This window comes from Prevotella melaninogenica ATCC 25845 (assembly GCF_000144405.1).
GTDB classification, from domain to species: domain Bacteria; phylum Bacteroidota; class Bacteroidia; order Bacteroidales; family Bacteroidaceae; genus Prevotella; species Prevotella melaninogenica.
In genome coordinates this window covers 133,975-160,972 of record NC_014370.1, presented here as the reverse complement: position 1 = coordinate 160,972, position 26,998 = coordinate 133,975, and the positions used below count along the sequence as shown (strand labels likewise).

Sequence of the window (26,998 nt, the reverse complement as noted above, 5' to 3'; positions counted from 1 at the left end):
TTTATTTTACCAGAACCTTCTTACCATTAATAATGTAGATTCCTGGATTTAATTTCCCTTTATCGTTCGCATCTCTTACTTTCATTCCATTGATAGAATAGACAGTACCATCATTTTGATTCGCGGAGTCTATCTTGTCTATAGCAATACCTGTAACAGTGTTATTTGACGTATGACTCGTACCTATAATGTTAACACTACGCAAGTAGTACCCCAGTCCAGTTACCACCAAGCCATTCTGTTTTAACTCTTCGATAACCTTAGGTTCGAGGTCAAGACTATAGGTCTTTTCATCTTTCCCACTATCCAAGTTGATAATACTACCATATTGTGCGCTAAACGAGAACTTAGGTCTTTTTGAATCAGTAGGATTCTTTTTATTCTGGCGTAAGAAAATCTTTCCACCTGGATTAACATCTCTCACCACAAACTCAAGTTTTTGTCCTTCTCCTAAATTCGCAAACAACTCTGCTGGGATAATTGTTTCACCCCACTGGATTTCTTTGAAGCCACTCCATATAGCATCCTTCTTTGATGAATGACAAACGGTGTATAAACGGATGTTCTCACATTTCAGTACACAGCCTTCACTCTTTAGTAACTTACTAAGTGCTTCTGTCACAACGAAAGTTACCTGTGCGTCATTCTTAGCAAGCTCTGGCTTAAGCGTTGTGATAGCTTTTCCACTTTTATTAAAGATATCAAGACTTGCTTTTTGATTAGGGTCGCAGACCTCAAGGTCCATTACCAACTGATCACCAGGCTTTATGTTAGTAAACTTCTCTTTTGCAAGTTCAAGACTTTTCTTCTGATTCTGTCTATATTCTGGTAAGTTTCCAATCCATAGTAGTTCATTTGCTCGTTTAAAAACGCGCAACCAGTCAATTTCTGTAACGAACTCCTTAGGGACCTTATTAATATCACCTCCATACTTCGGATTTAATTCCGGGTAGAGAGTTCCACCAAATCCTTCATATGGATACATACTTGGTAGTATTTCTGTATTAGCCTTCCATGCCTTACCACCTACTTGTCCTGTGATAGCAACGTCCCAAACACGGTCCTCTCCATACTTTGAAAGGTTTTGTGCTAAGAGTGCATTATAACGATATGGATACTTCGAGTTTTTTGATTTATATCGATTATCCTTTGTACGGAAAACGGATCTAACTCTTCCATCTAAGAGGAAAGTTACGGCTAAGTGCATTGGATCACCTGGCTCTGGGTCAATCTGTGCGCCATAAACATGGAAATCTTTTCCTGGGTCGAAGTCAATTTCCCTTACACGATCTCCATAGTCATTATGGTTATAAGTATTATTGGGGTATCCGTTTTTCCAACCGGCATCGTAGTCCATTCCATGGGTAGTTTGATGCAGATAAAAGCCTTTCTCTTTCATTGCATCTTTTCTGTCCTCATTAACAAAGAACTCTTGTAAATCAATCTCAAATGTACTTGCTCCATTACAGTGACGGAGCCATAGTGCCATCCAAGTTCCGAACTCATATGGAATCTTAGCCTTTACCTCTATACGTGAGTAGAGAGGGTAGTAAGTTCCATGTTCTAACCCTTTAGCTTTCACCAAGTCTGCTCCGTTAGCATTACGACTGGAGAGTGCACCAGACCACCAACCGTATTTACCAAAGTCATGTTTAGGTTTAAAAGGTGGTTGTACCTTTACGCTGTAATCGGTCCCAGCAGGGTCTTTTTTAGCGTCAGGACGACGTCCTGTTAAAAGAGGTTCACGTGAAGCAGTAATATATGCCACACCATTCTTTACCTTAACCATATCGGCACGATAATACTGAACACCTCCTTGCCCTTCTGTATTACCGTAATCATCAAACTTGTAATTATACTTTGGATCACCATAGACGCCCCATTTAGATTCGTCAATCTTGTTTCCATTAAACTCATCGCCACCATAGTAATTCCAACCAGCCATGGACGGTACGGCGTTCTGTGTTACTTGTGCAGATAGGTTAGAGAAGCCTAAACACAATCCACAAAGTATTAGTCCTGTTGTTTTCATGTTGATTTTGTTTAAAAAGTAGCCCTATGCCACTCATGTTATTTAATTAGATAAAGGTAGCTTGATATTAAACAGGGATACTAAAACATCTTGTAAAGCTATCCTGTTATAATTCTTGAATCTAATCATTAGCTAACCTTCGGCTGCAAAATTACACTATTTACCGCATATTTACATGCTTTGTGGCTCAGGTAGAGTGCAAAATAACTGTAAGGTATTGTAAACGTATTCATTTTTTGTTGAAGAATATGAAATGAACACGCCTATTGTTTATTTATGTTTCGTTTTTATCTCAATGCGTCTCAACGAAATAATCCTTTGAAAAATAGTTACGTATTAAAAACAAATCTCTAAGTTTGCAATTCATGTTGCAAAATTAGAGATTCGGGTTAAAAGTCGTCTATATTCTTAATCTCTATATAATCATGGATTCTACCACGCATCATACCTTTTTCTTGTTGGTCATTCAGTAGGGCAATAAGACTATCCCAAAAGCCCTGCACGTTGACTAAGGTAACCTTCTTATGATGATAACCAATAGAAGCAGAGGCTGCAACAGTGAAAATTTCATCAATTGTTCCGATACCACCTGGTAAAGCATAGAACTCATCAGAGCGTTCCATGATGATTGCCTTGCGATCAGTAAGGTCCTCACAAGGAATCTCTACATCTACATAGTCGCTAACTCTACGTCCTTCCTCTAAGATGCGAGGGATAACTCCGATAGTACGTCCACCAGCTTCGTGTACAGCCTTACCAATACACTCCATCAATCCACTGTTGGCTCCACCATAAACGAGCGTATGCCCATTCTCTCCAATCCATCGTCCCAACTCTTCCGCAGCACGGAAGTAGTCGGGAGCAATGTTATTATTTGCAGAACAAAATACTGCTATATTCATTTTATTCTTCTAAAAGTTTTGCAGCCATTTCGCGTCCTAAGCGGTTGCACTCTTCCTTAATCTCTGGTGTGAGTGCCTGCTTCATCTCTACTGGCTCACCCACTTTTTCAAAGTGAAGATGGTTCTCATTCCATTCGCCAATGGCAGCAACAGCCTTTGAAGCCCAAGAGTAAGAACCAAACCAACCAATAAGATGGTTCTTGATATCGCGATTAGCAACCTCCTGCAAGAGTACATCCATCTCGTGATAGAGTCCTGCATTGTAGGTAGGAGCACCAACAATCAAGCCACGGAAGCGGAAGATGTCTTGGAGAATATAGCTGTGGTGTGTCTTAGAAACATTGTACAAACGAATATTCTTCACACCAGCAAGCGATGCTGCACGTGCAATCTGTTCTGCCATGCGCTCTGTATTGCCATACATTGTACCATAGCAAATCACCAGACCAGGCTCTGTTTCGTACTTAGACATACGGTCATAAAGTCCGATAACCTTGTCAACATACTTATGCCATACGGGTCCGTGAGTAGAGCAGATATAATCAATATGAATACCCGCAAGCTTCTTCAATGCGTTCTGAACAGGTGTTCCGTACTTTCCAACGATGTTAGAATAGTAGCGAACCATCTCTAACCAACACCAATCTGTATCAATCTCTTGATCGATGAGACCGCCATTTAATGCACCAAAACAGCCGAATGCATCACCTGTAAAGAGGTGGCTGACCTCACCTTTACAGAGTGTCATCATTGTCTCTGGCCAATGAACCATTGGAGTCATAAAGAACTGTAAGGTATGATTACCTAAGCTCAACTCCTCACCATTCTTAACCTCTAACGTATTATCCTTGACACCATAGAATCCTGACATCATATCAAAGGTTTTCTTATTACCGATAACTTGGATATTAGGATAATATTTACGCAGCAAACCTATTGAACCAGAGTGGTCAGGCTCCATGTGGTTGATGACTAAGTAATCAATCTGTCGGTCGCCCAACACCTCACGAAGTCTCTCAATAAACTGTGTAAAGAAGTCTACTTCTACTGTATCAATAAGGCAAACCTTCTCATCATCAATGAGATAAGAATTGTAGGTAACACCATAAGGCAGTGGCCATAATCCTTCAAAAAGGTTCTTATTACGATCGTTAACTCCTACGTAATAAACTTTATTGGCAATTTCTATCATTTTATTTTTGAATTTATGTAGTTTCTTTTGTTAGCTTATTGGGCTTATTAAGCTAATAAGGCTTATTACAAAGCCTCCTCCTTCATCTTCTCACCAAAGTCCTTACTTACATAGTTGAAGATGTCCTTGCAGCAGTCTGCAGAGAACGCCAAGGCATAGTTGATAAGTTTGTCCCATTGCTCTTCTGTCAGCCCTCTTTCGAGATCAGCACGAGTGATACCATGCTTCAACATACCGAAGATGAAACCTGCATTAAAGTTGTCACCGGCTCCGATTGTACTGACAACATTCGTGTCGAGAACAGGATAGGACTTCTTCAATTCCTTACCACTGCGCACTTCAACAGGCTGACTTCCCTGTGTATAGATAAACTGCTTGCAATAAAAAGAAATCTCCGCATTATAGACCTTATCGGCATCTTCTTTTTTATAAATCGTTGCGAAGTCCTCCAAACTACCACGTACGATATCCGCATAATCAAGATTTTCTATCAGATTAGGGGTAATCTTAATAACATCATCCTTATGTGCAGGACGGAAGTTAACATCGTAGTAGATGATTGCACCACGTGAACGTGCATAATCAAGTAGTCCTACCACCTGCGGCCGAATCACCGGATTCACCGCATAGAAGGAACTAAAAAGCACGATATCATCGGGTTGTATATCAGGGAATGTGAAATCTAATTGAACGTGTGGGTGATCTTTATAGAAGATATACTCAGCATCATTCTTTTCATTGAGGAAAGCGAGTGATACAGGCGACTTAGAATCAGGGAAGGTTGAAATGTTATCAGCATTCACACCATTGTCCTTCAAGAAGTCGATAATATATTTTCCAACATGGTCATTACCCGCCTCAGAGATAAATGATGTGTTGACTCCGCAGCGTCCTAACGACGTAATGGCATTAAAGGTAGAACCACCTGGAACTGCCTCAACTGGTTTATTATCCTTAAAGATGATGTCTAAGACGGTTTCACCGATACCTATAACTTTCCGCATTTTATTGTGAATTATGTTGTTTCTCGCTTTAGTTGTGCAAATATACAGAAATTTAGGCGGAACACAAAATGAATCGAGTTCTTTTTTCTTTGTCTATTAAAGTCTATTAGTTTTCATTCTTTTTTCTTAATTTTGCACCCTATGACAAGATATCAGACTGCAGTCTTAGAGAATGGACTGCGCATCATTACCCTTCCAACGACCTCACCAGTGGTCTATTGTGGGTATCAACTCAACGTCGGGACAGCTAACGAGCTACCTGACGAGGAGGGTATTGCTCATTTCTGCGAGCATGTTACCTTCAAAGGTACTACTCGCCGAACAGCAATTGATGTTATTCAATGTCTTGAGCAAGTAGGAGGCGATCTCAATGCTTTCACCACCAAGACCGATACGGTTTATTATTCAGCTATTCTGAAGGACCATCTTCCCCGAGCGATAGACCTACTGACAGATATTGTTTTTCACAGTATCTATCCACAAAAAGAGATTAACAAGGAGGTAGAAGTTATTTGCGATGAAATCGAGTCTTATAACGATAGTCCAGCAGAGTTGATATATGATGAGTTTGAAAATATCATCTTCCGTGGACATCCTTTAGGACATAGTATCCTTGGTACGGCAGAGCGTGTCAGGAAGTTTACTACCGAGGATGCACTTCGTTTCACTCAGAAGCACTACCAACCGATGAATTCGGTGTTTTTTGCCTATGGTGATGTGGATTTTGATAATCTACTTAGCCTTTTAGAGAAGGAAAATCACTCGAAAGTAAGAATAAAGGGTGAAACTGAAAAGCCAATAGAAACGCCGCTTCCTGCATTGAGTGAATATCAGCCACAGACAGTTAAGATAGATAAGCATACTCACCAAGCCCACGTGATGATTGGTAATCGTGCCTATAGCATACATGATAAAAGACGTATGGCACTTTATCTACTTAATAACATCTTAGGTGGACCTGGTATGAGTGCCCGGTTGAATCTTGCACTTCGTGAACGTCGCGGACTCGTTTATACGGTAGAAAGCTCTATGGTGAGCTATTCTTTAACAGGTATTTGGAGCATTTACTTTGGCTGCGACGCAGATGATTTGGACGAATGTATGCGCCTTGTACGTGCAGAACTTGACCATTTCATCGACATTCCATTAACAGATGACGAGTTGTCTATAGCTAAACAGCAGATTAAAGGACAGATAGGCATAGCTTGTGACAACCGAGAGAACCTTGCTTTAGACTTCGGTAAAGGTTTTCTCCACTATGGTTGGAAGAAAGATATATCAGCACTTTATCGCAATATTGACGCTACCACTGCTGAAGAGGTGCAAGCTGTTGCACGCGAACTCTTCCCAGAAGAACGACTTACAAAACTGATTTATATATAAACGGAATAACTTTTCCCTTAGCAAAGAATACCTCTGGCACGATTTTCTCTGTAAGAAAGAAAAGGAAGTAGACATATAAAAGAAAACAAACATAAATAAAAGCAGGATAATGAAAGCAAACATTGAACACACTGACAAAAAAAGAATCGTTATTGTTGGTGGTGGATTAGGAGGTTTGGAATTGGCCTTCAAATTAGTAGACGATGACTATCAAGTAGTATTAATAGATAAGAATAACTATCACCAGTTCCCTCCATTGATTTATCAGGTGGCTTCGGGTGGTCTTGAACCAAGTAGTATCTCTTTTCCTTTCCGTCGACTCTTCCAAGGTAAAAAGGACTTTTTCTTCCGTATGGCAAAGGTAGAGTCGGTGAATACGGATAAAAAGATAATCAATACGACTGTAGGTGAGATAGATTACGACTATCTTGTAATGGCGTTTGGCGCAAAGACAAACTTCTTTGGTAATAAGGATATCGAAGCAACGACCCTCCCGATGAAATCGGTTAGTGAGGCTATGAGACTTCGTAACACTATTCTCCGTAATCTTGAACTTGCTCTAACAGAAGAAGACCCAGCACGCAAACAAGCTTTAATGAATATTGTCGTTGTTGGTGGTGGTGCTTCAGGTGTAGAGATTGCAGGTGCTGTGGCAGAAATGAAGAAGAACATTATTGCTCGTGATTACCCCGACCTTGACTCTTCACAGATGCATATCTACCTTGTAAACGCTGCTGACCGTCTGCTATCAGCTATGGACCCAGTATCATCAAAGCGAGCAGAACGTGATTTAAAGGAGTTGCATGTTCATATCCGTCAGCCTCAGTTTGCTACTGAATACAAAGATGGTATTCTGAAAACCAGTGCTGGCTTAGAGATTCCTACACAGACCGTTATCTGGGTGAGTGGAATCTGTGCAAACACCGTCGAGGGTTTTCCTGCAGAAAGTATTGGTCATGCTGGTAGGTTCTTAACCGATCGTTTTTGTCGTGTGAAAGGTGTAAAAGATGTCTATGCTATTGGTGATGTGAGTCTTGTCGAGGGTGATGAGGAATATCCACTCGGTCATCCACAGTTAGCGCAGGTTGCTATGCAGCAAGCAAAGACAGTAGCAAAGAACTTTAAAGCAATGTCGAAAGGGAAAGAACTAAAGCCTTTCAAATACAAAAATCTCGGTGTAATGGCAACTATTGGTCGTAATCATGCCGTAGCCGAAATCTCTGGAAAGAAGTTTGGAGGTTTCCCTGCTTGGGCGTTGTGGCTCGTTGTTCACCTTCGCTCTATCCTTGGTGTAAAGAATAAGACGTTTATTCTGCTCAACTGGGTATGGAACTATATTAATTATAAGCAAAGCCTCCGTTTGATTTTGAAGGCAAAATAAAACATTCAGTTCCCTACTCTTGAGAACTAAATGTATTCCCTTCCCCTATTGGTTCGTAGCTATTCGAGCAATAGGGGAAGCTCTTTTTATTCATAAAAATAGACTATTATTATATTGTTTATAAGTTATTATTATCATTATTCTTTATTACCCCCTCTTCAGTTCACTCTCTTTCTTATCCTAATTTATCACTAATCCTCGACTTCTTGTCGTGAAAACAATTTGAAACTACTTCTTTAAAAGGGAAAAACCGGATTCAAAATGACAATTAGATGATGTTAAAGCACAATAGAAGGGCACAATAGAAAGAATTGTAAGTATCGAACACAAACATAACAAAGACTATCAGCCGTCTACCCTTTTATCATCTTCTGCCATAGAATCCCTTTTCTTTTTAATACTTCAAAAACACAAAAAAGACCATGAAAATTCATTACATGAATTCGAATAAAACATCTGAAAACAAAGATAAAAACCCGTGTAAAAAGTAGGTTCGTAACCAACAGGAAATCAATTTGTTATGAAGTAGCAAAGTGAAAGGTGCTTTATTGGACTTCAAAAGGGCGTTACTTAGACCTCAAAAGGGCACCTTTTGCAAGTCAATTAGGCGTCTTTTAGAAGCCCAAAGAGCATGTATTGGTTTTGTACTATGCGAAAATAGTTTACAAACACATCCTAATAAAGGAATAAGTTGTTTGTAGAAGACGAATAGACATCGTAGCTATTTCCCCTTTCTACATTTCAGCTTACAATTTATCCGCCTTTGTAAGACCATCTAATTTGGGGAGACTAATACTATATAAGTGTATAAGACTTTATTCTATTTTCAATATATGACCTTAAAGAAGGACTTTAAGAAGACTTAGGACTCACTTACTTATCTCCTAATAAAACATTTTACCCCCAATCAGTCATTAGTAACTTACCCTTCACAGGCAGTGAACGTTACTAATAACCAATTGGGGGTAATACTGAATCAGGGGCTAATTACTTCTTTACCAGTTTCTTTCCTTTATGGATATATATCCCTTTCACAGGATGATCAACCTTAATACCAGACACGGTATAATAATCATCACGTCCGTTATCAATTACATTAGCAATCCCTGCGGTAACAGGAACTAAAGGTAATGACGGCTGCAAAGTTTTTCCTATAGTAGCAGGAAAAGAGAGATAAGCCTCTCCTGCTGGCACAGTATTATTAGATGCCTCTTGAAAAGATTCGCCATGAAGAACATAGTTTCGAACCTCTGATGCACTATTATCCAGCTTATTACCATGCTCTACTACAACCATAGTCCAATACTCCAGAGAAGGAAGAGTAAATGTTACCTTACCATTATTCTGCTTAAAAACAACTTCTTGTGGGGCACCACCAAAACAATCAGGACTTGCTACCCATATACGTGACACAGAAGTAGCATCATCAAGAACTATCTTCTTATTAAGCAAGACATTAGGCTCTGGCATTGTCTCCTTCAAATCACGAACATTAAAGTTGTCTCTTGACACATTACTATAATTAAGTAACTGGATAGCTGTCACGTTTCCTTTCTTAGTACTGTAGGTATTCACACAATAAGGCTTTGGTCCAATCGTCTGATTTGCAGCATCTGCAATACTTGGATTAGGATCAGACAAGTCCCATGCAGCCACGTTAACACCATCCATTGTCATATTAACAGAGGTTTCAGCATTGCCATCTCGCAAGTAGTTTTCATAGGCAACAAGGAAGTCATAATAGTGAATGATTGACTTTTGCAACTTGTCTGACATTTTTCGAGCATCATCAGGGAAGTACTCTGTAAATAACATGTGGTCACCACTCAACTCAATACGAGAACCACCAAGTGCGAAAATAGTAGCATTGCCAAACAACGCACTGCTTGTATGGAACTGACCACCATTTCCATTGCGACAGTGTAGATAAGCTGCAAAGACAGTATTAAAAGTATTCTTGCCATTATTACGACGGTTGTCCTGTATAATCTTACGATAGTTCCACAGATAATCGTCGTCACCCCACATCTCATTATAGCCGAATTCAACGTTCTTTGTACCAACGATTTTGGAACCTCCGAAGGTTGAGACAGCATTCATAACAAGGCTCTTATTATGATTGTCAGCCTTCATACGATTGATGAAATTGGCAAAGTAGCCTTCAAAGTCATGTGTATCACGGCGGTCACCATCAGTATACACTTTCTGACCATTTACCTTCTTACTCTTCAAGTTGACGTAATAAGCATCACGCTGGTGACCTAACTGATCGATATGAAAACCATCGAAGGCAAGGTTCTGATAGACCTTATTGATAGAACCAGAAAGATAGTTAACCCAGTCCTGATTACCAGGATTCATCACATAAATGCTTGGCCAATCACCAAGAGGATACTGCACCTGACGAAGATCATAGCCACCACCTTTCTTTTCATGCAAGTCTATCCAACCCCAATCACTACTAATACCGTCATGCCCATCAAAGTTATCAACTGTTTCAGGCTTACCATTAACCACTCTTCCAGTCACACCATACACTAAGTCATAGAACATACACTTACTTCCTACGACATGTAACTGATTAATGTAGTTCTCTATTGACGACTTATAGACATCACGCAAACCAATATCTTTCCACTTTGTAGAGTCCTGAGGGAATGGTATATGATGCTTCCACTGCCAGTCATAGAACTGAATACCAGTCATATGGTAACGATTAAGCATATCTACTTCCTTTTTAACCTGTTCAGGTGTCTTATCAGAGCCATAGTGTGAGACGAAACCATAACGTGGGAAACGACCCCATTCGGTAGAAACATCCACACCGATTGTAGCGAGAGTCTGCTCGGCAATACCATCAGCAACATAGATTTCAGCCATATATCCGGTGAAATTATCTGCTGGTACTTTCCAATCCCAACGCTGTTTTCCACCGATTTCATCGGTATTCACGACAGTATTACCATGTAAGTAACGCACCTTTGCATTGGCTGGGAGAACATTCTTTGATGTAAAAACAACTGTGTTTCCAGGCTCATAACGCACCTTATCCGTTGTCAGTTCTACAGGAGCATAGAGATAAGTTATATCTTCTTTTAACTTTAATGTTGTTGCACCAACGGTTTCTCCTGTTGAAACACGAAGAGCATTATCATCATAATAAACTGCATTATCAGCCAAACGGAGCTGATAAATAGTGTTAGGAACAGCCTCTATAATAAGACCTGTTCCTGCACTTACAGCAGTCACAGGTGCTAAAGCAACAGAAGTTCTCCCATTACTTTCCTTTGCAATATAAGCTTTCAGCCCTGTAGCAGATGTAAAATCTACATCAAAAGGACGAGAGAAAGTGGTGTACTTACTAACTTGCTGATAAGGAAAACTATCCTTTACCTTGTCAGAAACATAGGCTATTCCTTGCAAAGCAGACAGAACTGATGGCTTTACATAGAAACCAAAAGTATCGGAAACATCGGCAAAAGTGTTCTGACCAAGGCTTGGACAACTGCTGCCTAAGTAATAAACAGCAGACAAATTACGACATCCATTGAAGGTTCTGTCGTTGAAATTCGTAACGGAGGCTGGTATAACAACTGACTCAAGGGCTAAACATGCATAGAAGGCACCCGTCCCTAAGGTTGTTACAGATTGAGGGATTTGCACCGTCTTCAGGCTCTTACAACCCTCAAAAGACCATTCGCCAACCTCCTTTATCCCCTCAGGAAGTTCTAAAGAAGCCAAGCCACTATTCTTAAAAGCATGGTCCTTTATAGTCTGAAGACCTTTATTAAACTCTACGTTTGTTAGTTGGAGACAATCTTGAAAAGCCTCACCACCAATCTCCTTCACGCTTGCTGGTAAGACAAGACGTGTCAAAGCGGTACCTGCAAAAGAGCGATAGCCAATCTTTTGTAGCGTTCCAGATAAGGTTACGGAAGTTAGATTTGAACAATCAGTGTACTCAAAGCCTTGCATCTCGGTGACACGTGAGGCGTCCATCACTCGTCGCAAGCCCTTACAACTATTGAATGCACTGTAGCCAATGGTACTAACCGAACTTGGAATTGTCACAGCAGTAATAGCATTGTTGCCTTCAAAGGCATTGTGTTCAATGGAAGTAACGACATAAACTTTGTTTTTGTTGCGAACGTCAAAAGGGATAATTACCTCCCCACTCGCCCTCTTTCCATCTACTACAGTCACCGAATTGTCGGAGTTTGTAGTATACTTAAGGTTGTCATAAACAAAGTCATCAGCAAATAACATCGATGCTGACGACAGCGTTACACACAAAATAAGCAATCGTTTTAATCTCATGGTTTTTAATTTTATTGGTTAATATTAATGTGCCTTATACGGCTACTTTATTCTTTAGGTTAATATGGTTAGGCATTACCACAGTCAGACTTTCTCAAGCCAAGACTTGGCAATGCCATCGTTGTAAACAATATTAGTAGTTATTCATCCCAAAGTGAGTTCATACCAATACCAATCTCACCGTTAGATGTAACACTCAACGCATCATCAGCCTCATCGTCTGAGGTATCTCCACAAAACTCAACCTCATTCTCTGTTGAATTTTGTGATACGAACTTCTGAATACTAAACAATATACCACCATCAATAAACAAATTTGCTTTTCGAACTTGATCATTGATCTGATTCTGAGCAAAAGTAGCAATCGAGGTGAATGCAAGTAATACTAAAAGTAAATTTCGCTTCATTTTTTTATTTATTTGATTCGAACAATATATGGTAGACTACTTGACAATTGCTTCGGAGTAAATAGTTATCCTTTCATTCTTTGTCTCTTCGTCATCCTTAAATGCACTATTGTTTTCTGATTTGCTTTATGAAATAAAAGTTATATCTTAGTTTCAAACATCAAATAGGAAAACAATTGCAAAGATAAACAAATAAATTGCTCATTAGACTTATAAAATGACAAATACAAGTTATCAAAAAGTCTATTAAACACAGTAACAACAAGTTATACAAACTCCAACAAACTATAATACAAACAAAATATAATGCAAAATGAAGTTTATCAAAGAATAGTCAAACTAACAAGATACACTTATCTGAAACTCGTCACACTCTTTGATAAAACAAAATTATACCGATAGAACCGTCAATATTATAAATAAGAGCTGTAAAACAAAGACTGGCACAGAAAAGTATTAGTTATATATCAAACGATTTCAACTGAGAAACAATCATTTTTAGCGATTACCAAAGAGAAAGTTATAAAGCTTACCAAAGTCAGAGGTTCTTCAATGTGAGAAACGAAAGTACTCAAAGAATTCTATCTCTACCTTACGCTTAAAGAAAAAGAATCAGTCATCACCTTGCAAAAATATAACCTTATCACTATCATAACTTTAAATTCAGTTTGCTGTCACTTTTAACACTTTCAACAAACAAACTGTAAAACAAACTGTTAGAAATTTATATCGAATGATGGCAGTGACAGGAAATCTTATTTTCAACATAAAGAGGGTGTGTCAAAGTAAACGCTTTACCATAGAAGACAGAGATTTAAAATGAAAATAACATAGCATATTACATCACAAATACATTCTTTGAAGAAGTATCAAGCAGTCGTATCCACATTAAGTTCATACCTTAAATCCATTTTCTCCATATAAGACATAGAATCAAAGTAAATCTTGCTAACTATTCCTTATCAACGTATAGAGGCTTAGCACACATTGTGCGAAGGCCCAACACCAATGGTGCTGAGCGTAAATACTAATCAGTTTAAAGATTTATAACCATACAAATAGCCTACTACACTTAAACAGGAAAGGGTATTAAACGTGAGAATAAGCCACAGTTCTTATGACTGTAAATAATAAAAAATAAAACGTGCGACAACTCTATGTATAAGAACATTGAATTGTCGCACGTGGATAGTTTTGTAGTCGGTAAATTATAGATAGTACACAGACAACTATATTTTTAATACCATTTCATCGAATTTATCAGGATCAATAGACTTTAGACGCACACGAGAACGGTAAGCATAGACCGTTGCCTTTGAGCAGCGAAGGAAGGAACAGATAAGCTCATTCTCACTTACACCGAGACGAATGAGTGCAAAGATGCGAAGATCAGTAGAGAGATGCCCCGCTTGTTTAGGAATAATCCTCTCTTCTGGTTTGAGTAATGCGTTGAAATCTTCTACAAAGTTAGGGAAAAGACCAAGGAAGGTTTCATCAAAACTTGAATAGAAAGAATCCAACTCACGGTCGATTATCTCCTGTGATTTCAATGTGTTCAGCAGTTCTGTACGTTTGTTAGCTGTAACAAGACGATAAATCTGTTTACGATAGCTGTCGAGTTTGTCGATGTAAGCAGAACACTCGCTAAGGAAGCGAGTGATATACTCATCCTTAATATTATTTGATTCTTTCAGCAATTCGTTTGTGTTAGAAAGACGCGCACGAATAGCACGCAATTCTACAACACGACGACGCGTATAGATAATCATAACCAACAAGAAGACAGATAAGAGACTTATCAGCACAAGAGCGGCTGTAAGTTTGAGTGTACGACTCTTTGTTTCACGCTCATGTGACTTTTCTATTGCCGGCCAAACGTCAGCCATAGCAATTGTACGCTGACGTGCATTACAGAATACGGCATCGTTCATAGCGTGGTCCATATAGGCATAAGCGCGTTTTGTATCACCCTCTTCAAAAAGGATCATAGCCAATTGCTGCAGGGCAAGGTATTCCTTTACCGAGTTGCGTATATCAGAGATAGCAGCTGCAATAAGGTATTGCTTTTGGGCCTCCACATTCTTCTCCCTACCATAAATATCAGCAAGCGAGATTGACACAAATGCTGTTTGGCGGTCACCAGGTTTCAAGTGGTGATAGGCATCAAGGAGAATTTTCTTTGCTTGTTCATACTGTTGGCGATTAACAAGCTGTTCAGCACGTGACCAAATGTCGGGAGATTGGTTATTATCTACGACAGAATCGTTACAAAGTTTCTCCATTTGCTTGTATTGCTTCCTCTGCGAAGGGATTAAAGCGGCATCAGCAAGTGTACGATAGAGCGTCTTTCGCGTTGAGAAATAATAGAAAGACAAGTCTTGGTTTATCTCACTTCGAGGAATGGAGTTAATAATATCGCTTGCCTCCTTGAGTTCTCCACCCCTTATCAGGAGGTAGGCAAGATTAAGTTTTGCATCATTTACCTTACTCTGATTGCCCATTGCCTTTGCTATTTTCTGCTTTTCCATAGCATAGACAATAGCAGAGTCCACAGAATAAGATGTGTAAAGATTGAATAGTTTGTCGGATAATTCGCAACGAGCCTTCAAGGTCTTAGCGGCATGAAGTTGCTTCTTTACACTGCGTATAACATTTTCATATTGTTTGTCATACTGAGATGACATGGCTATCTCATGGTCGAGATCGTCAAGTGTTGGTATTTGGGTCTGTGCATTAATAAGTAATGGCGTACATAAAATTACACAGATGATTGCAATTCTTTTCATTTGCTTTATTCTTATTTGGGGACATGATATCATCTCTTATGTAACGTTACAATTAATGGTTTTAGTATGTAGTAATGTAAGTAAGTAAGACGCTTCGTGTAAGAGATAGAATATCCGCAGAGAAACGTAGCCATCTTTCAAAGAATATAACCCTTTGATTTTCTGAGTAATCACGCTTCTCTGCGGCACTTCTATCTTATATTATGTTGATATCGGTTAATACCGAAAACAATTAATGGCTTAAAGTGCTTTCAAGCTGATGGCAAAACCACCTCCACGAACCTGCTGAAGCTTGAGAACATCACCCTTCTTAACAGTGCGCTTAGTAATGGTGTAAGCCTTTGGATTCTTCTCGTAATCAGCATCTTTAGCATCTGCGTAGATGGTTGCCTCATACTTACGACCCTTATCAAGGAAGTCGAGTTTGAGAACACTAAGGTGTGGTGCAAGACCTGTCTTTCCTCCTACGAACCAGTTGTTAGTGCCTTTTGCCTTACGAGCAACTGTGATATAACGTGCTGGCTCTGCCTCAAGATAACGACTATCATCCCAGTCGCAAGCAACATCCTTAATAAACTGGAAGGCATCGTTATACTTCTGATAGTTCTCAGGAAGGTCGGCAGCCATCTGAAGTGGACTATACATCGTTAAATAAAGTGCAAGCTGACCCACGAGAGTTGTATGTACATAGCTCTTATTATCACACCATGTTGAGAGCTGAGTCTCAAGAATACCAGGGGTATAATCCATTGGTCCACCCTGAAGACGAGTAAATGGAAGGATAACAGTGTGGTTAGGATCACTACCACCGAATGCTTCATACTCTGTTCCACGTGCTGACTCGTTACCAACAAGGTTAGGCCATGTACGACAAAGACCCGTAGGACGAGTTGCTTCATGTCCATTCACCATTATATGATGCTTAGCAGCTTCCTTTATAACATGGAGATAATGGTTGTTCATTGACTGTGAATAGTGGTGGTCACCACGTGGGATAATGTCACCCACATAACCAGTCTTCACAGCGTCATAACCATACTTATTCATCAAATTAAAGGCATCTTCCATGTGACGCTCATAGTTCTGTGTACTTGAAGAAGTCTCATGATGCATCATCAACTTAACACCCTTAGAGTGTGCATACTCATTCAAGCCTTTCAAATCAAAGTCTGGATAAGGAGTAACGAAATCGAATACATAGTCTTTCCAGTGACCAAACCAGTCTTCCCAACCGATGTTCCAACCTTCTACCAACACTTGATCTAAGCCGTTAGCAGCAGCAAAGTCGATGTATTTCTTCACATTTGCGGTGTTAGCAGGGTGATGTCCGTTAGGCTTTGCATGTGCATAATCAGTCTGACCAAGCTTCACTGAACTAAATTCATCAGTATAAGCCCAAGACTTACCACCTGCAATCATCTCCCACCAAACGCCACAGTACTTGGTTGGATGAATCCATGACGTGTCTTCAATCTTACAAGGTTCGTTAAGATTGAGGATAAGGTTATTAGCAAGCATATCACGTGCATCATCGCTAACCATCACCGTACGCCAAGGAGTTTCGCAAGGAGTCTGCATGAATCCCTTCAAACCAGTAGCGTCAGGAGTAAGCCATGACTCGAAGGTCATTGTTTTGTCGTCCAGATTCAAGTGCATTGTAGCATAATTTGCACATGCTGCCTCATGAATATTAATGTACAAGCCATCATTAGACTTCATCTGTAAAGAGGTCTGAACACCCGTCTCTGAGAATACAGAAACAGATGAGTTGTCCCAGTTTACAGCATCGTGGAAACGCTTACGGATTTCAGAAAGCTTTGATTCCTGTGTCTCCTGCTCCTGTGTATCATAGTCTCCAGGAAGCCACCAAGCTGTATGATCGCCAGCCATAGCAAACTGTGTATGCTCATCCTTTATAACAAAGTAGTTCAGTTCTGGCTGTTGTGGGAATTCGTAACGAAGGCCCATTCCATCGTCATAAACACGGAAACGGATAACAATGTTACGCTTGCTGCTTGGCTGATTAAGGTCTACTTCCAACTCATTGTAGTGGTTACGAATGGTAGCAGTCTCACCCCAAACAGGCTTCCAAGTCTCATCGAAAGTTGTAGTCTTGGTAGCTGTCTTCTCGAAACCATCCATAAGACTGGTTTCGTTCATGCCCTTGCTGGCATGTTTGTTCTTAGCTAATTCCAAACCTAAGTGCGAAGGCTTTACAACAGCCTTACCCTTATAAGTCATCTCATAAGTAGGCACTCCATTCCCTGTTAATGAGAAAGTAACTGCAACATTACCGTTAGGAGACTTTACAGTCTGCGCATTCGCAATGCTTGCCCACCCCATTAGTAGCCCAATAAGGGCAATATTGGTTTTCTTCATTGTTTTGTTAAAGTATAAAAATGATTATAATTTCTATTTAAAGATTGTAAGAGTAATTATTTGATTTTATGCAAAGATAGTAAAAAAGAGTTGAAGTAACTACCGATAGTAGTACTCAAGTAGATGAAGCTATGTTGTTATTAATTATAAACAACTTATTATCAACATTTTAAATAATAATAATAATTTATTGAAGTAGATGTCCTCTATTTCCAAGTAAAGTATTATCTTTGTACTCATTAGTAATTAAACGATGAAAAGAAGCTTATTATATATACTCTTCTTGCTACTGCCAACGACATTATCTGCTGGTAGTAAGACACAACAGCTACGACAAAAGTTAGACAATTTGTTGGAGCAACGCAATGCACTTATCGATAATAAGAATAAAGATATCAACCGACTAAAGAAGAATCTCACAACCAGCGAGAATACGCTTAAACGTCTACAGACCTACGAACAGCTATTTGAAGAATACTATGTCTTCCAATTTGACTCTGCGATGACATACCTAAACGAAGGTATCAAACTTGCAAAAGAGACGCAGAACACCTACTATTACAATAGTAATACCATCAGTAAGGCAGAGCTATTATCCATTGGTGGCTTATATAATGAGGCTATTCATGAAATAGAACAGGTGGACACAACCGTTCTTGACAAGGCACAACACTTTGAATATTACTTCTCTCTCTTCCGTATTCACACCTATTGGGCAGACTTCTGTAACGATAAGACCTATACGCCTACACACCGATTAAAGGCGCAAGAGTATCTTAAGAAGGCTATGCCTTTTTGCGATGAAACCGATAAAACTTACGAGTATTACCTCGGTGAATACGCTGTTTTTGTATTGAATAATCCACAAACAGCACGTGCTCATTACATCAAAGCCATAAAGCAGTTACCCCAAAATTCCCGATTCTATGCCATGTCGTGCTTTGCTCTCTCTGGTAGTTATGGCAACGAGGGAAATACAGAAAAGCAAGAAGAGTTCCTTTTATTGTCGAGTATTGCAGATATAGAGAACTGTACGATGGAGAACTTTGCCCTCCAAAACCTTGCAATGTACATCTTTGAACACAACAAAGATGAGCTTGACCTTGCACAACAATATATTCAGACAGCACTCGAGGATGCTCATTTCTATAATAACAGACTCCGCATTATTGAGATATCAAGCAAGTTACCAGTGATTGTAAGTAGCTATCAGCAGACGCTTAACCAGCGCAACAAAGTGCAGATGACAGCCATCATCGTTATCTCGCTACTTCTACTCTTCCTGCTTTCTGCAGTCTTTTATATCGTTAAACAGACCAAACGCCTTAGTCTTCAGCAACAGGAATTGCAAAAGAATAACAACCAACTCTCTGAACTGAACAGACAACAAAAAGAGTTGAATACGCAGCTACACGCCCTTAATGCGTTACTTGTTGATACCAACAGCAAACGCGAAAGATTAGCAAAATTGTATATCGACCTTTGTGCAAAGTATATTGCCCGACTCAAGAAACAACAGACATTGGTTAAAAGAAAGATCAAAGCCAATCAGACAACTGAATTGCTTAGTCAGCTTTCATCAGAACGATTATCAGAAGAAGACGCAGCCACTTTCCTCTCTCGCTTTGACAAGGCGTTCCTCGATCTCTATCCAGACTTTACTGAGGAGTTAAACAGCCTACTCTTACCAGAAGGGCAGATTCAGAACAAAAGCACCGATGAACTCACAACAGAACAGCGCATTATGGCACTCATCCGATTAGGCGTAAAGGAAAGTGCCGAGATAGCCGACCTGCTGTTCTACTCTCCACAGACCATCTATAACTATCGTTCTGTCCTAAAGGGGAAAGCCATTAACAAAGAAACCTTCGAGGAAGAAGTGATGAAGCTCTGTCGAGTAATTGGTAAATCAACCTCCACACAATCTAAATCCGAATAGGTTATTTGACCACAATATGTATTGTTTTTATAACTATGAAATTGTTCCCTAACATCTTTTATTTTCTTATCGCCATCTTGTCTATCTTTTTAACTTGACGTAACCCGCTACGCCTACGCCCTAAAGACAGCCAATCTGATCGATAATAAAACAAAATATGTTTAGGCTCTAATAACCGACTCGGGTTTAAATAAGCGTTAACAAAAGCGTTTGTTATGTCAAAAACATTAACTTATCAAGTTAAAAACACCAAACATTCAATATCATAAAATAAAATTATTTCTTAATAAAAATAAGAGTGTTATTTTTGTAGACATAAATTAAACCGCTTAGTAATAATAGATTAATATTCACCAAATAAACTAATTTGAAAGTTATGAAAACAAAAGGAATCAAGTCTATGGTTGCCCTCTTGCTTGGCGCAACACTCATGAGCTCATGTGTAGGTTCATTTGCTTTATTCAACAAACTTGCAAAGTGGAACAAGCACGCTACAAAGTCTAAGTTCCTCAATGAGATTATCTTCCTCGTAATTTCTCCTGCCTACGCATTCTGTAGTGCTGCAGATGCACTCGTACTCAACAGTATTGAGTTCTGGACAGGCAATAACCCTGTAGCTAACCGCGTTGGTAAGACTCGCAACATCAAGGGTGACGATGGTTTGATTTATGCTGTAAAGTATCTCGAGAATGGTTATCAGATTACAAAGCCAGATGGTAGCGTATTCTACTTCACTTACAACAAGCAGGAGAACACATGGTACATGAATGCTGAGGGTAAGGAACAGAAGATTATTCACTTCAATGGTGATGGTTCTGTAAAGGCTTTCCTCAACAATGGTTTGACAGCAGACGTTACACTTGATGCAAATGGTGTATACGAGGTTCGTCAGATGCAGGCTGGTACAAGCTTCTTCATGGCAAGAAGATAAGATTCATTCTTGCTACATTACAATATCAAATAGGGGCACAGACGTGTCCCTATTTTTGTTTCTATAAGGAGTTTCAGCAGTCATATAAAGCGTTTTATGCAGTCTTGATAAGTATCATTCGCTGTCCAATCATTAGTGTTTTCTCTGGAAATATACGACGAGAAAGCATCAATATTCTCATCGTCACCATTCGTGTTAACGCTCCGCACCAATAGTGCGGAGGCTTAGCACACATCGTGCGGAGCATGAACACCTATAGTGCGAAAGCCTAAACACACTTCTATCTATTCTTATAATAAACACTACATACTATTAGAAAAGAGCCATACAATCGAAGAGAAGCATTCATTACATGATAAAGACTATTCATCCCTACCCTACAGAAAAAGGGCTTGCACAAGGTATAATCCCTTGGCAAGCCCTTTTATATTAATGTTTTGTTTACAGATTCTTCTTACTTCAACTTCAAGTCGTAGTTCATATCCTTTGTATTTACTGCTGGCTCCTCGAAGTCAGAGTTAACAAGACGAAGTGTAGAATCGTTTACTACGAGGAAGTTGGTCTTGTTGTCCTTACCCAACTCGAACTGGTAGTAAGTATTTTTCTTACCCTTAACGTCCTTCTCTACAACCTGATATTTACCTGTATAGTTGTAAACAGTATCAGTCTCAGAAGCAGACTTCATGTAAGACTCAGATACGCTGAAACCATTTGATGAATCCTTTGCCAAAGCAACACGATACTTGATACCAGCAACATCAGCTGCAGGTGTCAAACCCTCGTAAACAGCAGAGTCGCCAGCAGCAGCTGAATCCTGAACTGCAGAATCTGCACCCTCGTTGTTTGCAGTAGTCTTGCCATTGTTACAAGCTACCATAGCTGCACAAGCAGCTACCAAAAACATAATCTTTTTCATAATCATTTTAGTTTTATATTGTAAACTCTATTTTAACTCTCGCGGTGCAAAGATATTGTATTTAGAATTAAAAACAAGAATGTTTTAACCTTTATTTATCTTTATCGTACAAGTTTTATTTTATTTTTATGGCTATCATACGTAAATCTAATCCACCAATAATAAAACAAAATATGTTTAGCCTCTAATGACTGATTTAGGTTAAAAAGGCAGGAATACACGTGGTATCCCTGCCTATACCTATATAAACGATGCGCTTATTATCAAAGAATCTTCATTCCCTTTGCTTATGGAAGATGAATGATATTGGTGTAATAAGACATATCACGGTAGCGTTCTGGTCTATTCCCACTTCCACCATCTTTATAATCCACGAATGGTATGAACCTACTATCATAATCATTAAAAGTTCCAAGGAAGTTTAATCCACTTGTTTCTATTGGCATATAATACCATCCCTTTGGATTAAATCCATTATAAGGAGCATTAAAAGGTGTCTCTTTTGAACGAATAAAATCCCTCTCTCCTAAATAATAATTATAATAAAAACCATTGCTGCCATTCAACAAATAGGCTACTTCAACACCAAAATTGTCTACTATATTATTGTTAGGGTCTTTCAAATCGATGTTCCAACCGTCTTTACAAATATACTTTGAATAGTGTACACCACCCGTAACAGCTGACGGAGTAGACACTCCAGACCCTGTATTAATAACCTGATAAGCCTTATTCTTAGCAACAACTTCTGCATAACCTGTGCCCGCAGCTAAGCAAATAGACTTTCCTGCAGGTATCGATGTTGTTGAGTTTCCTGGCATACCAACACTACTGCTTCCTCGGCTCAATGCTTTGAGGTCAGTCAGATTAGCGACATATAATGCTCTATAAGGTTCCACATTCCATGGGTTTGGACTCACAAGATAATATCCTTTCAACGATACAGTCTCTCTTGAAGCATTTGTTATCTCAATCCAACTGTTCTCTCCATTTTGTGCAGAAGAATGGTAATACTCTGTTATCATCAATGCTCCACGTGTCTCTTTCAGACTTGCATTAATACTAAAGTTATACGTATCACCATCTTTGAAGTTTACAATATCTTTCGCTTCACGATAGAATCGATTACGCATAGACAAGAAATCAATCTGTGGAGCTACTGCTCCTGTCTTGCTATCAGCCTCACTGCGGAGGATAACTCTTGCTTTTGTCGTACTGGTTGCGCCTGGTGTAGCCTTTACCCAGATATAGAAAGGCTTGGTATACTTGGTTGTTCCTGCTCCATCAGCCTCACCACCAATAGCGAAATTATTAACTCTAATCGTGTCACACTCGTCCACTATCGTATTATGGCGAGCATTGAAACTGATCCTGTATTTGTCTGCTTCCCATACAGGAGAAGCTTTTGACAGATCGAATTTTCCATCCATGTGGAGCACGTCAGACTTCAAAGCAATAGAATAAACATTGCTCTTGTAATACATATCCGACTTTGCTCTAACGCCAATCCAGCTTCCTAACATTAAAAACTGAACTTTAGCATGCTTTGTAGCAGGGTCTACTTTCGTTAACTTCGAATAAAGTGGGATGTTATAATCGTATGAACTTGCATCTATAGCCTTTGGTCCAAAAACTCTCATGACACCATCATAGCCTATACCTATTGTCCATGCACCATTTTCTACACCGTCTTCCTTACCCGTAGCCGATGCCACTTGCAGTTTAGACAAGTCAAAATAGGATGGTACAGAGAATGTAAAGTAACCCTTATGGGCTGAGATAACCTGCAAACCTTTGTCAAGTTTGTAACTTTTTTTGTATTTTCCATCAGTGATATAGACGAATAAAGGAATCGTACTACCAACCCGCCAGTTATAAGTCAATGACCCTTGCTTATCGTAAGTAATAGGAGTACGGGTCGTAGCAGGCTGTTCAGTATCCCATACATTTGTCATCTGCTTTGCGTTCACCATATCCTCTACATTCTTGTCTAATGTAACATCAACGGTGAAAGTAATTTCTTCTTTTGCTTTCTGTCGCTCAGTTGAATTGATATCTTCCTGCGAGCAGGCAACAAGTCCAAGTGCTATTGTTGCGTAAATGAATGCTCTTACAATGTAATTCATAATTTCAGTTATTTCAAGATAAGATTGATTTATGTTTAGCTGGGACACTGGGAGTAGCTGGAGGGTCCACCTCATACTCCTCGTCTTCATCATCCACGCTATGCCCTTCGGAACCTTCAGGGAGATTACCAGTGGCTGAATATAAGATAGAAAGTTCCTCTATGATTGGTATTACAACCATAGCGGGGGAAAGATAATCTTTCTTCATTTTAGTGTTAATTGTTTGGTTAAATTAAAAATAGGTTCTATGCTATCTCACTCGATGCAAGATAGATGTGGTTTTTACCATTTAGGCTATATGGTTTGTACAGTCAGGTAGAATTGGGTTTGTAGTCTACTTGGCTTTGTAGATAGAGAAATAAATCCCCCAGCAAGCTTATAGGCTGCTTCTGGGGGATTATAGTATTATAACAAACGATTAATCGTTGTTCTCAAATTCATTGTTCTCACGACGTGGACGACGCTCATCAAAGCGACGCTCACCGTCACGACGTGGACGACGATCACCACGTGGACGACGCTGTGGCTCAACATATCCCTCTGGTTTCTCAAGCAAAACGCGACGTGAAAGTTTGTACTTACCTGTCTTAGGATCAATCTCGAGGAGTTTAACCTTAATCTTATCGCCTTCCTTGATACCTGCCTCTTCAACAGTTTCAAGACGCTTCCAGTCAATTTCTGAGATGTGAAGTAAGCCGTCCTTACCTGGTAGAATCTCTACGAAGCAGCCATATGGCATGATAGAACGTACTGTACCCTCGTAAACCTCACCAATCTCTGGAACTGCAACGATAGCCTTGATCTTACCCAAAGCAGCGTCGATTGAATCCTTATTAGGTGCAGAAACCTGTACTTTACCAACACCATCAGTCTCCTCGATAGTGATAGTAGCACCTGTTTCCTCCTGCATCTGCTGGATAATCTTACCACCAGGACCGATAACAGCACCGATGAACTCCTTAGGAATCTCCAACTGAACGATACGTGGAACCTGTGGTTTCATCTCAGCACGTGGCTCTGCAATAGTCTCAGTCATGATGTTGAGGATGTGCTCACGAGCAGCCTTTGCCTGCATAAGCGCCTTCTCAAGAATCTCGAATGACAAACCATCACACTTGATATCCATCTGAGTTGCGGTCAAACCGTCCTTTGTACCGGTTGTCTTGAAGTCCATATCGCCCAAGTGGTCCTCATCACCGAGGATGTCACTCAGTACAGCATACTTATCTTCTCCTGGGTTCTTGATAAGACCCATAGCGATACCTGACACTGGTTTCTTCATTGGAACACCTGCATCCATCAATGCAAGTGTACCTGCACATACGGTTGCCATAGAAGAAGAACCATTAGATTCGAGAATCTGACTTACCAAACGAACAGTGTAAGGGAAGTCAGCAGGAATCTGACCCTTCAAACCACGCCATGCAAGATGACCATGACCAATCTCGCGACGGCCTACACCACGCTGAGCCTTAGCCTCACCTGTACAGAATGGAGGGAAGTTATAGTGAAGGAGGAAGCGCTGGTAGCTCTTCTCCAAAACGTTATCAACCATCTTCTCATCCATCTTTGTACCAAGAGTACAAGTAGAGAGAGACATTGTTTCACCACGCTGGAAGAGAGAACTTCCGTGTGGCATTGGTAGTGTATCAATCTCGCACCAAATAGGACGAATCTCATCTGTTGCACGACCGTCCATACGCTTACCCGTATCAAGTACGCTACGGCGCATTGAGTCACGCTGAACATCAGCAAAGTAACGGTCAATAAGAGTGTGTTTTTCTTCGAGGTCGTCTTCTGAAAGGTCTGTGTGAGCTGCGTCATAAGCCTCAGTGAAATCAGACTTAATCTTGTCATAAGTCTCCTCACGGTGCTTCTTATCATCGTCACCGCTCTGAGCCTGAGCGTAGCAAGCGTCGTATGTAGCCTTACGGAGCTCCTCACGCAACTCCTCATCATTGACTTCATCTTCGTATGCACGCTTAACATCTGTACCGCAAGCCTTTGAAAGCTCTTCCTGCATTTCACACATAGGCTTGATTGCCTCGTGTGCAGCCTTCAAAGCACCGATGAGATCCTGCTCAGAAACCTCGTCCATCTCACCCTCTACCATCATGATATTGTCCTTGGTAGCACCAACCATGAGGTCCATATCAGCTTCCTTCATCTGCTCGAAAGTTGGGTTGATAACGTACTCGCCGTTAACACGTGCAACACGAACCTCTGAAGTAGTATGCTCGATTGGAATATCTGAAGCTGCAAGCGCTGCAGAAGCTGCCAAACCAGCAAGTGCGTCAGGCTGATCAACGCCGTCAGCAGACAGCAACATTACCTGTACATAAACTTCACAGTGATAATCTGATGGGAAAAGTGGACGAAGAACACGGTCCACAAGGCGTGATGTTAGGATTTCGTCGTCATTGGCTTTGCCTTCGCGCTTGGTGAAACCACCTGGGTAACGACCTGCGGCAGCATACTGCTCGCGATAATCAACTTGCAAAGGCATGAAGTCTGTTCCCGGAACTGCCTCTTTAGCTGCACAAACAGTGGCAAGAAGTACTGTGTTACCCATGCGGAGAACTGCTGCACCATCGGCCTGCTTTGCAACCTTTCCGGTTTCAATTGAGATGGTTCTTCCATCTGGCAATTGAACTGTTTTCGTAATTACGTTCATCTAAAATTTTAAAATACTTATTGTTTTGACCAACATCTTTGGGAACCAAAGTGGTAACTCTTTATAGGCTCGAATGCCTTGACGTTTACCTTCTCACGCGTCCCGAAAAAATTAATCCGTGCAAATTTACCTATTATATATGTAACACCCAAATAAAAACGAATTTATTTTAGGTCTGCTAATTATCAGATGTTAAATCGCTTAACTTGCTTTTCTTTTCCTTTTAATCCCCTTTTATCATTTTTGGAGGTCATTTTCCGTTCAATGTGTAGATTGTACTTCGTATAGTCTTAACGGAAGAAATGAAGTTACTCATTAAACAAACAACATAGCTAAGACGTTCAGCTAACTATTCTATGGTTATCTTCTGCCATAGAAAACTCCTTCAGTTTAATACTGCAAAATCACAGACAACGCGCAGAAAAATCATTACAAAACTTCAAGTAAAAAAGCTATAAATAACGATAAAAATATGAATAAAAGACAATCTTATAACCAACAGGAAATCAATTGGTTATAAAATAGCAAAGTAAAAGGTGCTTAATTGGACTTCAAAAGGGCGTTAGTAAGGGTCTTAAAGGGCACCTTTTGCAAGTCAATTAAGCGTCTTTTAGAAGCCCAAAGAGCAT

16 protein-coding genes are annotated in these 26,998 nt (G+C 39.9%); 4 read left to right on the top strand and 12 right to left on the bottom strand.

Annotation, left to right across the window (positions count from 1 at the left end; all coding sequences use genetic code 11):
* Window position 1: 1 nt before the first annotated feature.
* The 4 genes from HMPREF0659_RS00560 to HMPREF0659_RS00545 all read right to left on the bottom strand — a co-directional run bounded on the left by HMPREF0659_RS00560 (window position 2) and on the right by HMPREF0659_RS00545 (window position 5,130).
* A complete protein-coding gene (locus tag HMPREF0659_RS00560; RefSeq protein WP_013264547.1) occupies window positions 2–2,032 on the bottom strand; it encodes a glycoside hydrolase family 16 protein in 2,031 nt (676 codons plus the stop codon).
* 389 nt (window positions 2,033–2,421) lie between these two features.
* On the bottom strand, window positions 2,422–2,934 hold the full coding sequence (locus HMPREF0659_RS00555) for an LOG family protein (RefSeq protein ID WP_013264316.1): 513 nt from the start codon (window positions 2,932–2,934) through the stop codon (window positions 2,422–2,424).
* Window position 2,935: 1 nt separating this feature from the next.
* The gene (locus HMPREF0659_RS00550; RefSeq protein WP_013264592.1) at window positions 2,936–4,126 is read right to left on the bottom strand and encodes an FprA family A-type flavoprotein; all 1,191 of its coding nucleotides are present in this window, start codon (window positions 4,124–4,126) and stop codon (window positions 2,936–2,938) included.
* Window positions 4,127–4,191: 65 nt separating this feature from the next.
* Window positions 4,192–5,130, bottom strand: coding sequence for a carbohydrate kinase family protein (locus HMPREF0659_RS00545; RefSeq protein ID WP_004358807.1), 939 nt, complete (start codon window positions 5,128–5,130; stop codon window positions 4,192–4,194).
* 141 nt (window positions 5,131–5,271) lie between these two features.
* On the opposite strand from HMPREF0659_RS00545, the gene HMPREF0659_RS00540 reads away from it, so the two are divergent.
* A complete protein-coding gene (locus HMPREF0659_RS00540) occupies window positions 5,272–6,513 on the top strand; it encodes a M16 family metallopeptidase (protein ID WP_013264482.1) in 1,242 nt (413 codons plus the stop codon).
* A 109-nt stretch (window positions 6,514–6,622) separates the two neighbouring features.
* A complete protein-coding gene (locus HMPREF0659_RS00535) occupies window positions 6,623–7,894 on the top strand; it encodes an NAD(P)/FAD-dependent oxidoreductase (protein ID WP_013264075.1) in 1,272 nt (423 codons plus the stop codon).
* A gap of 987 nt (window positions 7,895–8,881) precedes the next feature.
* Here the strand turns inward: HMPREF0659_RS00535 and HMPREF0659_RS00530 are convergent.
* The 4 genes from HMPREF0659_RS00530 to HMPREF0659_RS00515 form a co-directional block, all read right to left on the bottom strand.
* Window positions 8,882–12,211, bottom strand: coding sequence for a glycoside hydrolase family 66 protein (locus tag HMPREF0659_RS00530; RefSeq protein WP_044045794.1), 3,330 nt, complete (start codon window positions 12,209–12,211; stop codon window positions 8,882–8,884).
* A 140-nt stretch (window positions 12,212–12,351) separates the two neighbouring features.
* On the bottom strand, window positions 12,352–12,618 hold the full coding sequence (locus tag HMPREF0659_RS00525) for a hypothetical protein (RefSeq protein WP_044045793.1): 267 nt from the start codon (window positions 12,616–12,618) through the stop codon (window positions 12,352–12,354).
* 1,229 nt (window positions 12,619–13,847) lie between these two features.
* Window positions 13,848–15,404, bottom strand: coding sequence for a DUF6377 domain-containing protein (locus HMPREF0659_RS00520; protein WP_013264467.1), 1,557 nt, complete (start codon window positions 15,402–15,404; stop codon window positions 13,848–13,850).
* A 240-nt stretch (window positions 15,405–15,644) separates the two neighbouring features.
* The gene (locus HMPREF0659_RS00515; protein WP_013263981.1) at window positions 15,645–17,783 is read right to left on the bottom strand and encodes a glycoside hydrolase family 97 protein; all 2,139 of its coding nucleotides are present in this window, start codon (window positions 17,781–17,783) and stop codon (window positions 15,645–15,647) included.
* A gap of 253 nt (window positions 17,784–18,036) precedes the next feature.
* Here HMPREF0659_RS00515 and HMPREF0659_RS00510 point away from each other — a divergent pair, with 253 nt between their 5' ends.
* Window positions 18,037–19,722 carry a DUF6377 domain-containing protein gene (locus HMPREF0659_RS00510; RefSeq protein WP_013264827.1) on the top strand — a complete coding sequence of 562 codons (1,686 nt, stop codon included), beginning with the start codon at window positions 18,037–18,039 and terminating at the stop codon, window positions 19,720–19,722.
* Window positions 19,723–20,098: 376 nt separating this feature from the next.
* Window positions 20,099–20,653 (top strand): DUF3332 domain-containing protein, encoded by a 555-nt coding sequence (locus HMPREF0659_RS00505; protein ID WP_044045792.1) that lies wholly within the window; start codon window positions 20,099–20,101, stop codon window positions 20,651–20,653.
* A 454-nt stretch (window positions 20,654–21,107) separates the two neighbouring features.
* On the opposite strand, the gene HMPREF0659_RS00500 is transcribed toward HMPREF0659_RS00505, so the two are convergent.
* From HMPREF0659_RS00500 to pnp, 4 genes are all read right to left on the bottom strand, one after another.
* Complete coding sequence (locus HMPREF0659_RS00500; protein WP_036921994.1) at window positions 21,108–21,569, bottom strand: copper resistance protein NlpE N-terminal domain-containing protein; 462 nt, start codon at window positions 21,567–21,569, stop codon at window positions 21,108–21,110.
* Window positions 21,570–21,856: 287 nt separating this feature from the next.
* A complete protein-coding gene (locus HMPREF0659_RS00495; protein ID WP_013264642.1) occupies window positions 21,857–23,695 on the bottom strand; it encodes a lamin tail domain-containing protein in 1,839 nt (612 codons plus the stop codon).
* 13 nt (window positions 23,696–23,708) lie between these two features.
* Window positions 23,709–23,903, bottom strand: a complete 195-nt coding sequence (locus HMPREF0659_RS00490; protein ID WP_044045791.1) for a hypothetical protein — start codon at window positions 23,901–23,903, stop codon at window positions 23,709–23,711.
* A 210-nt stretch (window positions 23,904–24,113) separates the two neighbouring features.
* Entirely contained in the window at window positions 24,114–26,369 is a 2,256-nt protein-coding gene (gene pnp / locus HMPREF0659_RS00485; RefSeq protein ID WP_044045790.1) for a polyribonucleotide nucleotidyltransferase, read from the bottom strand.
* Between the last annotated feature and the right edge of the window lie 629 nt (window positions 26,370–26,998).

What these genes read in the sequence shown, in the direction of transcription:
- HMPREF0659_RS00505 (WP_044045792.1), top strand. Translation starts at nt 20,099, where the DNA reads ATGAAAACAAAAGGAATCAAGTCTATGGTTGCCCTCTTGCTTGGCGCA.
- HMPREF0659_RS00540 (WP_013264482.1), top strand. Translation starts at nt 5,272, where the DNA reads ATGACAAGATATCAGACTGCAGTCTTAGAGAATGGACTGCGCATCATT.
- HMPREF0659_RS00550 (WP_013264592.1), bottom strand. Translation starts at nt 4,126, where the DNA reads ATGATAGAAATTGCCAATAAAGTTTATTACGTAGGAGTTAACGATCGT.
- HMPREF0659_RS00520 (WP_013264467.1), bottom strand. Translation starts at nt 15,404, where the DNA reads ATGAAAAGAATTGCAATCATCTGTGTAATTTTATGTACGCCATTACTT.
- HMPREF0659_RS00490 (WP_044045791.1), bottom strand. Translation starts at nt 23,903, where the DNA reads ATGAAGAAAGATTATCTTTCCCCCGCTATGGTTGTAATACCAATCATA.
- HMPREF0659_RS00530 (WP_044045794.1), bottom strand. Translation starts at nt 12,211, where the DNA reads ATGAGATTAAAACGATTGCTTATTTTGTGTGTAACGCTGTCGTCAGCA.
- HMPREF0659_RS00545 (WP_004358807.1), bottom strand. Translation starts at nt 5,130, where the DNA reads ATGCGGAAAGTTATAGGTATCGGTGAAACCGTCTTAGACATCATCTTT.
- HMPREF0659_RS00560 (WP_013264547.1), bottom strand. Translation starts at nt 2,032, where the DNA reads ATGAAAACAACAGGACTAATACTTTGTGGATTGTGTTTAGGCTTCTCT.
- HMPREF0659_RS00500 (WP_036921994.1), bottom strand. Translation starts at nt 21,569, where the DNA reads ATGAAAAAGATTATGTTTTTGGTAGCTGCTTGTGCAGCTATGGTAGCT.
- HMPREF0659_RS00535 (WP_013264075.1), top strand. Translation starts at nt 6,623, where the DNA reads ATGAAAGCAAACATTGAACACACTGACAAAAAAAGAATCGTTATTGTT.
- HMPREF0659_RS00495 (WP_013264642.1), bottom strand. Translation starts at nt 23,695, where the DNA reads ATGAATTACATTGTAAGAGCATTCATTTACGCAACAATAGCACTTGGA.
- HMPREF0659_RS00555 (WP_013264316.1), bottom strand. Translation starts at nt 2,934, where the DNA reads ATGAATATAGCAGTATTTTGTTCTGCAAATAATAACATTGCTCCCGAC.
- HMPREF0659_RS00510 (WP_013264827.1), top strand. Translation starts at nt 18,037, where the DNA reads ATGAAAAGAAGCTTATTATATATACTCTTCTTGCTACTGCCAACGACA.
- HMPREF0659_RS00525 (WP_044045793.1), bottom strand. Translation starts at nt 12,618, where the DNA reads ATGAAGCGAAATTTACTTTTAGTATTACTTGCATTCACCTCGATTGCT.
- pnp (WP_044045790.1), bottom strand. Translation starts at nt 26,369, where the DNA reads ATGAACGTAATTACGAAAACAGTTCAATTGCCAGATGGAAGAACCATC.
- HMPREF0659_RS00515 (WP_013263981.1), bottom strand. Translation starts at nt 17,783, where the DNA reads ATGAAGAAAACCAATATTGCCCTTATTGGGCTACTAATGGGGTGGGCA.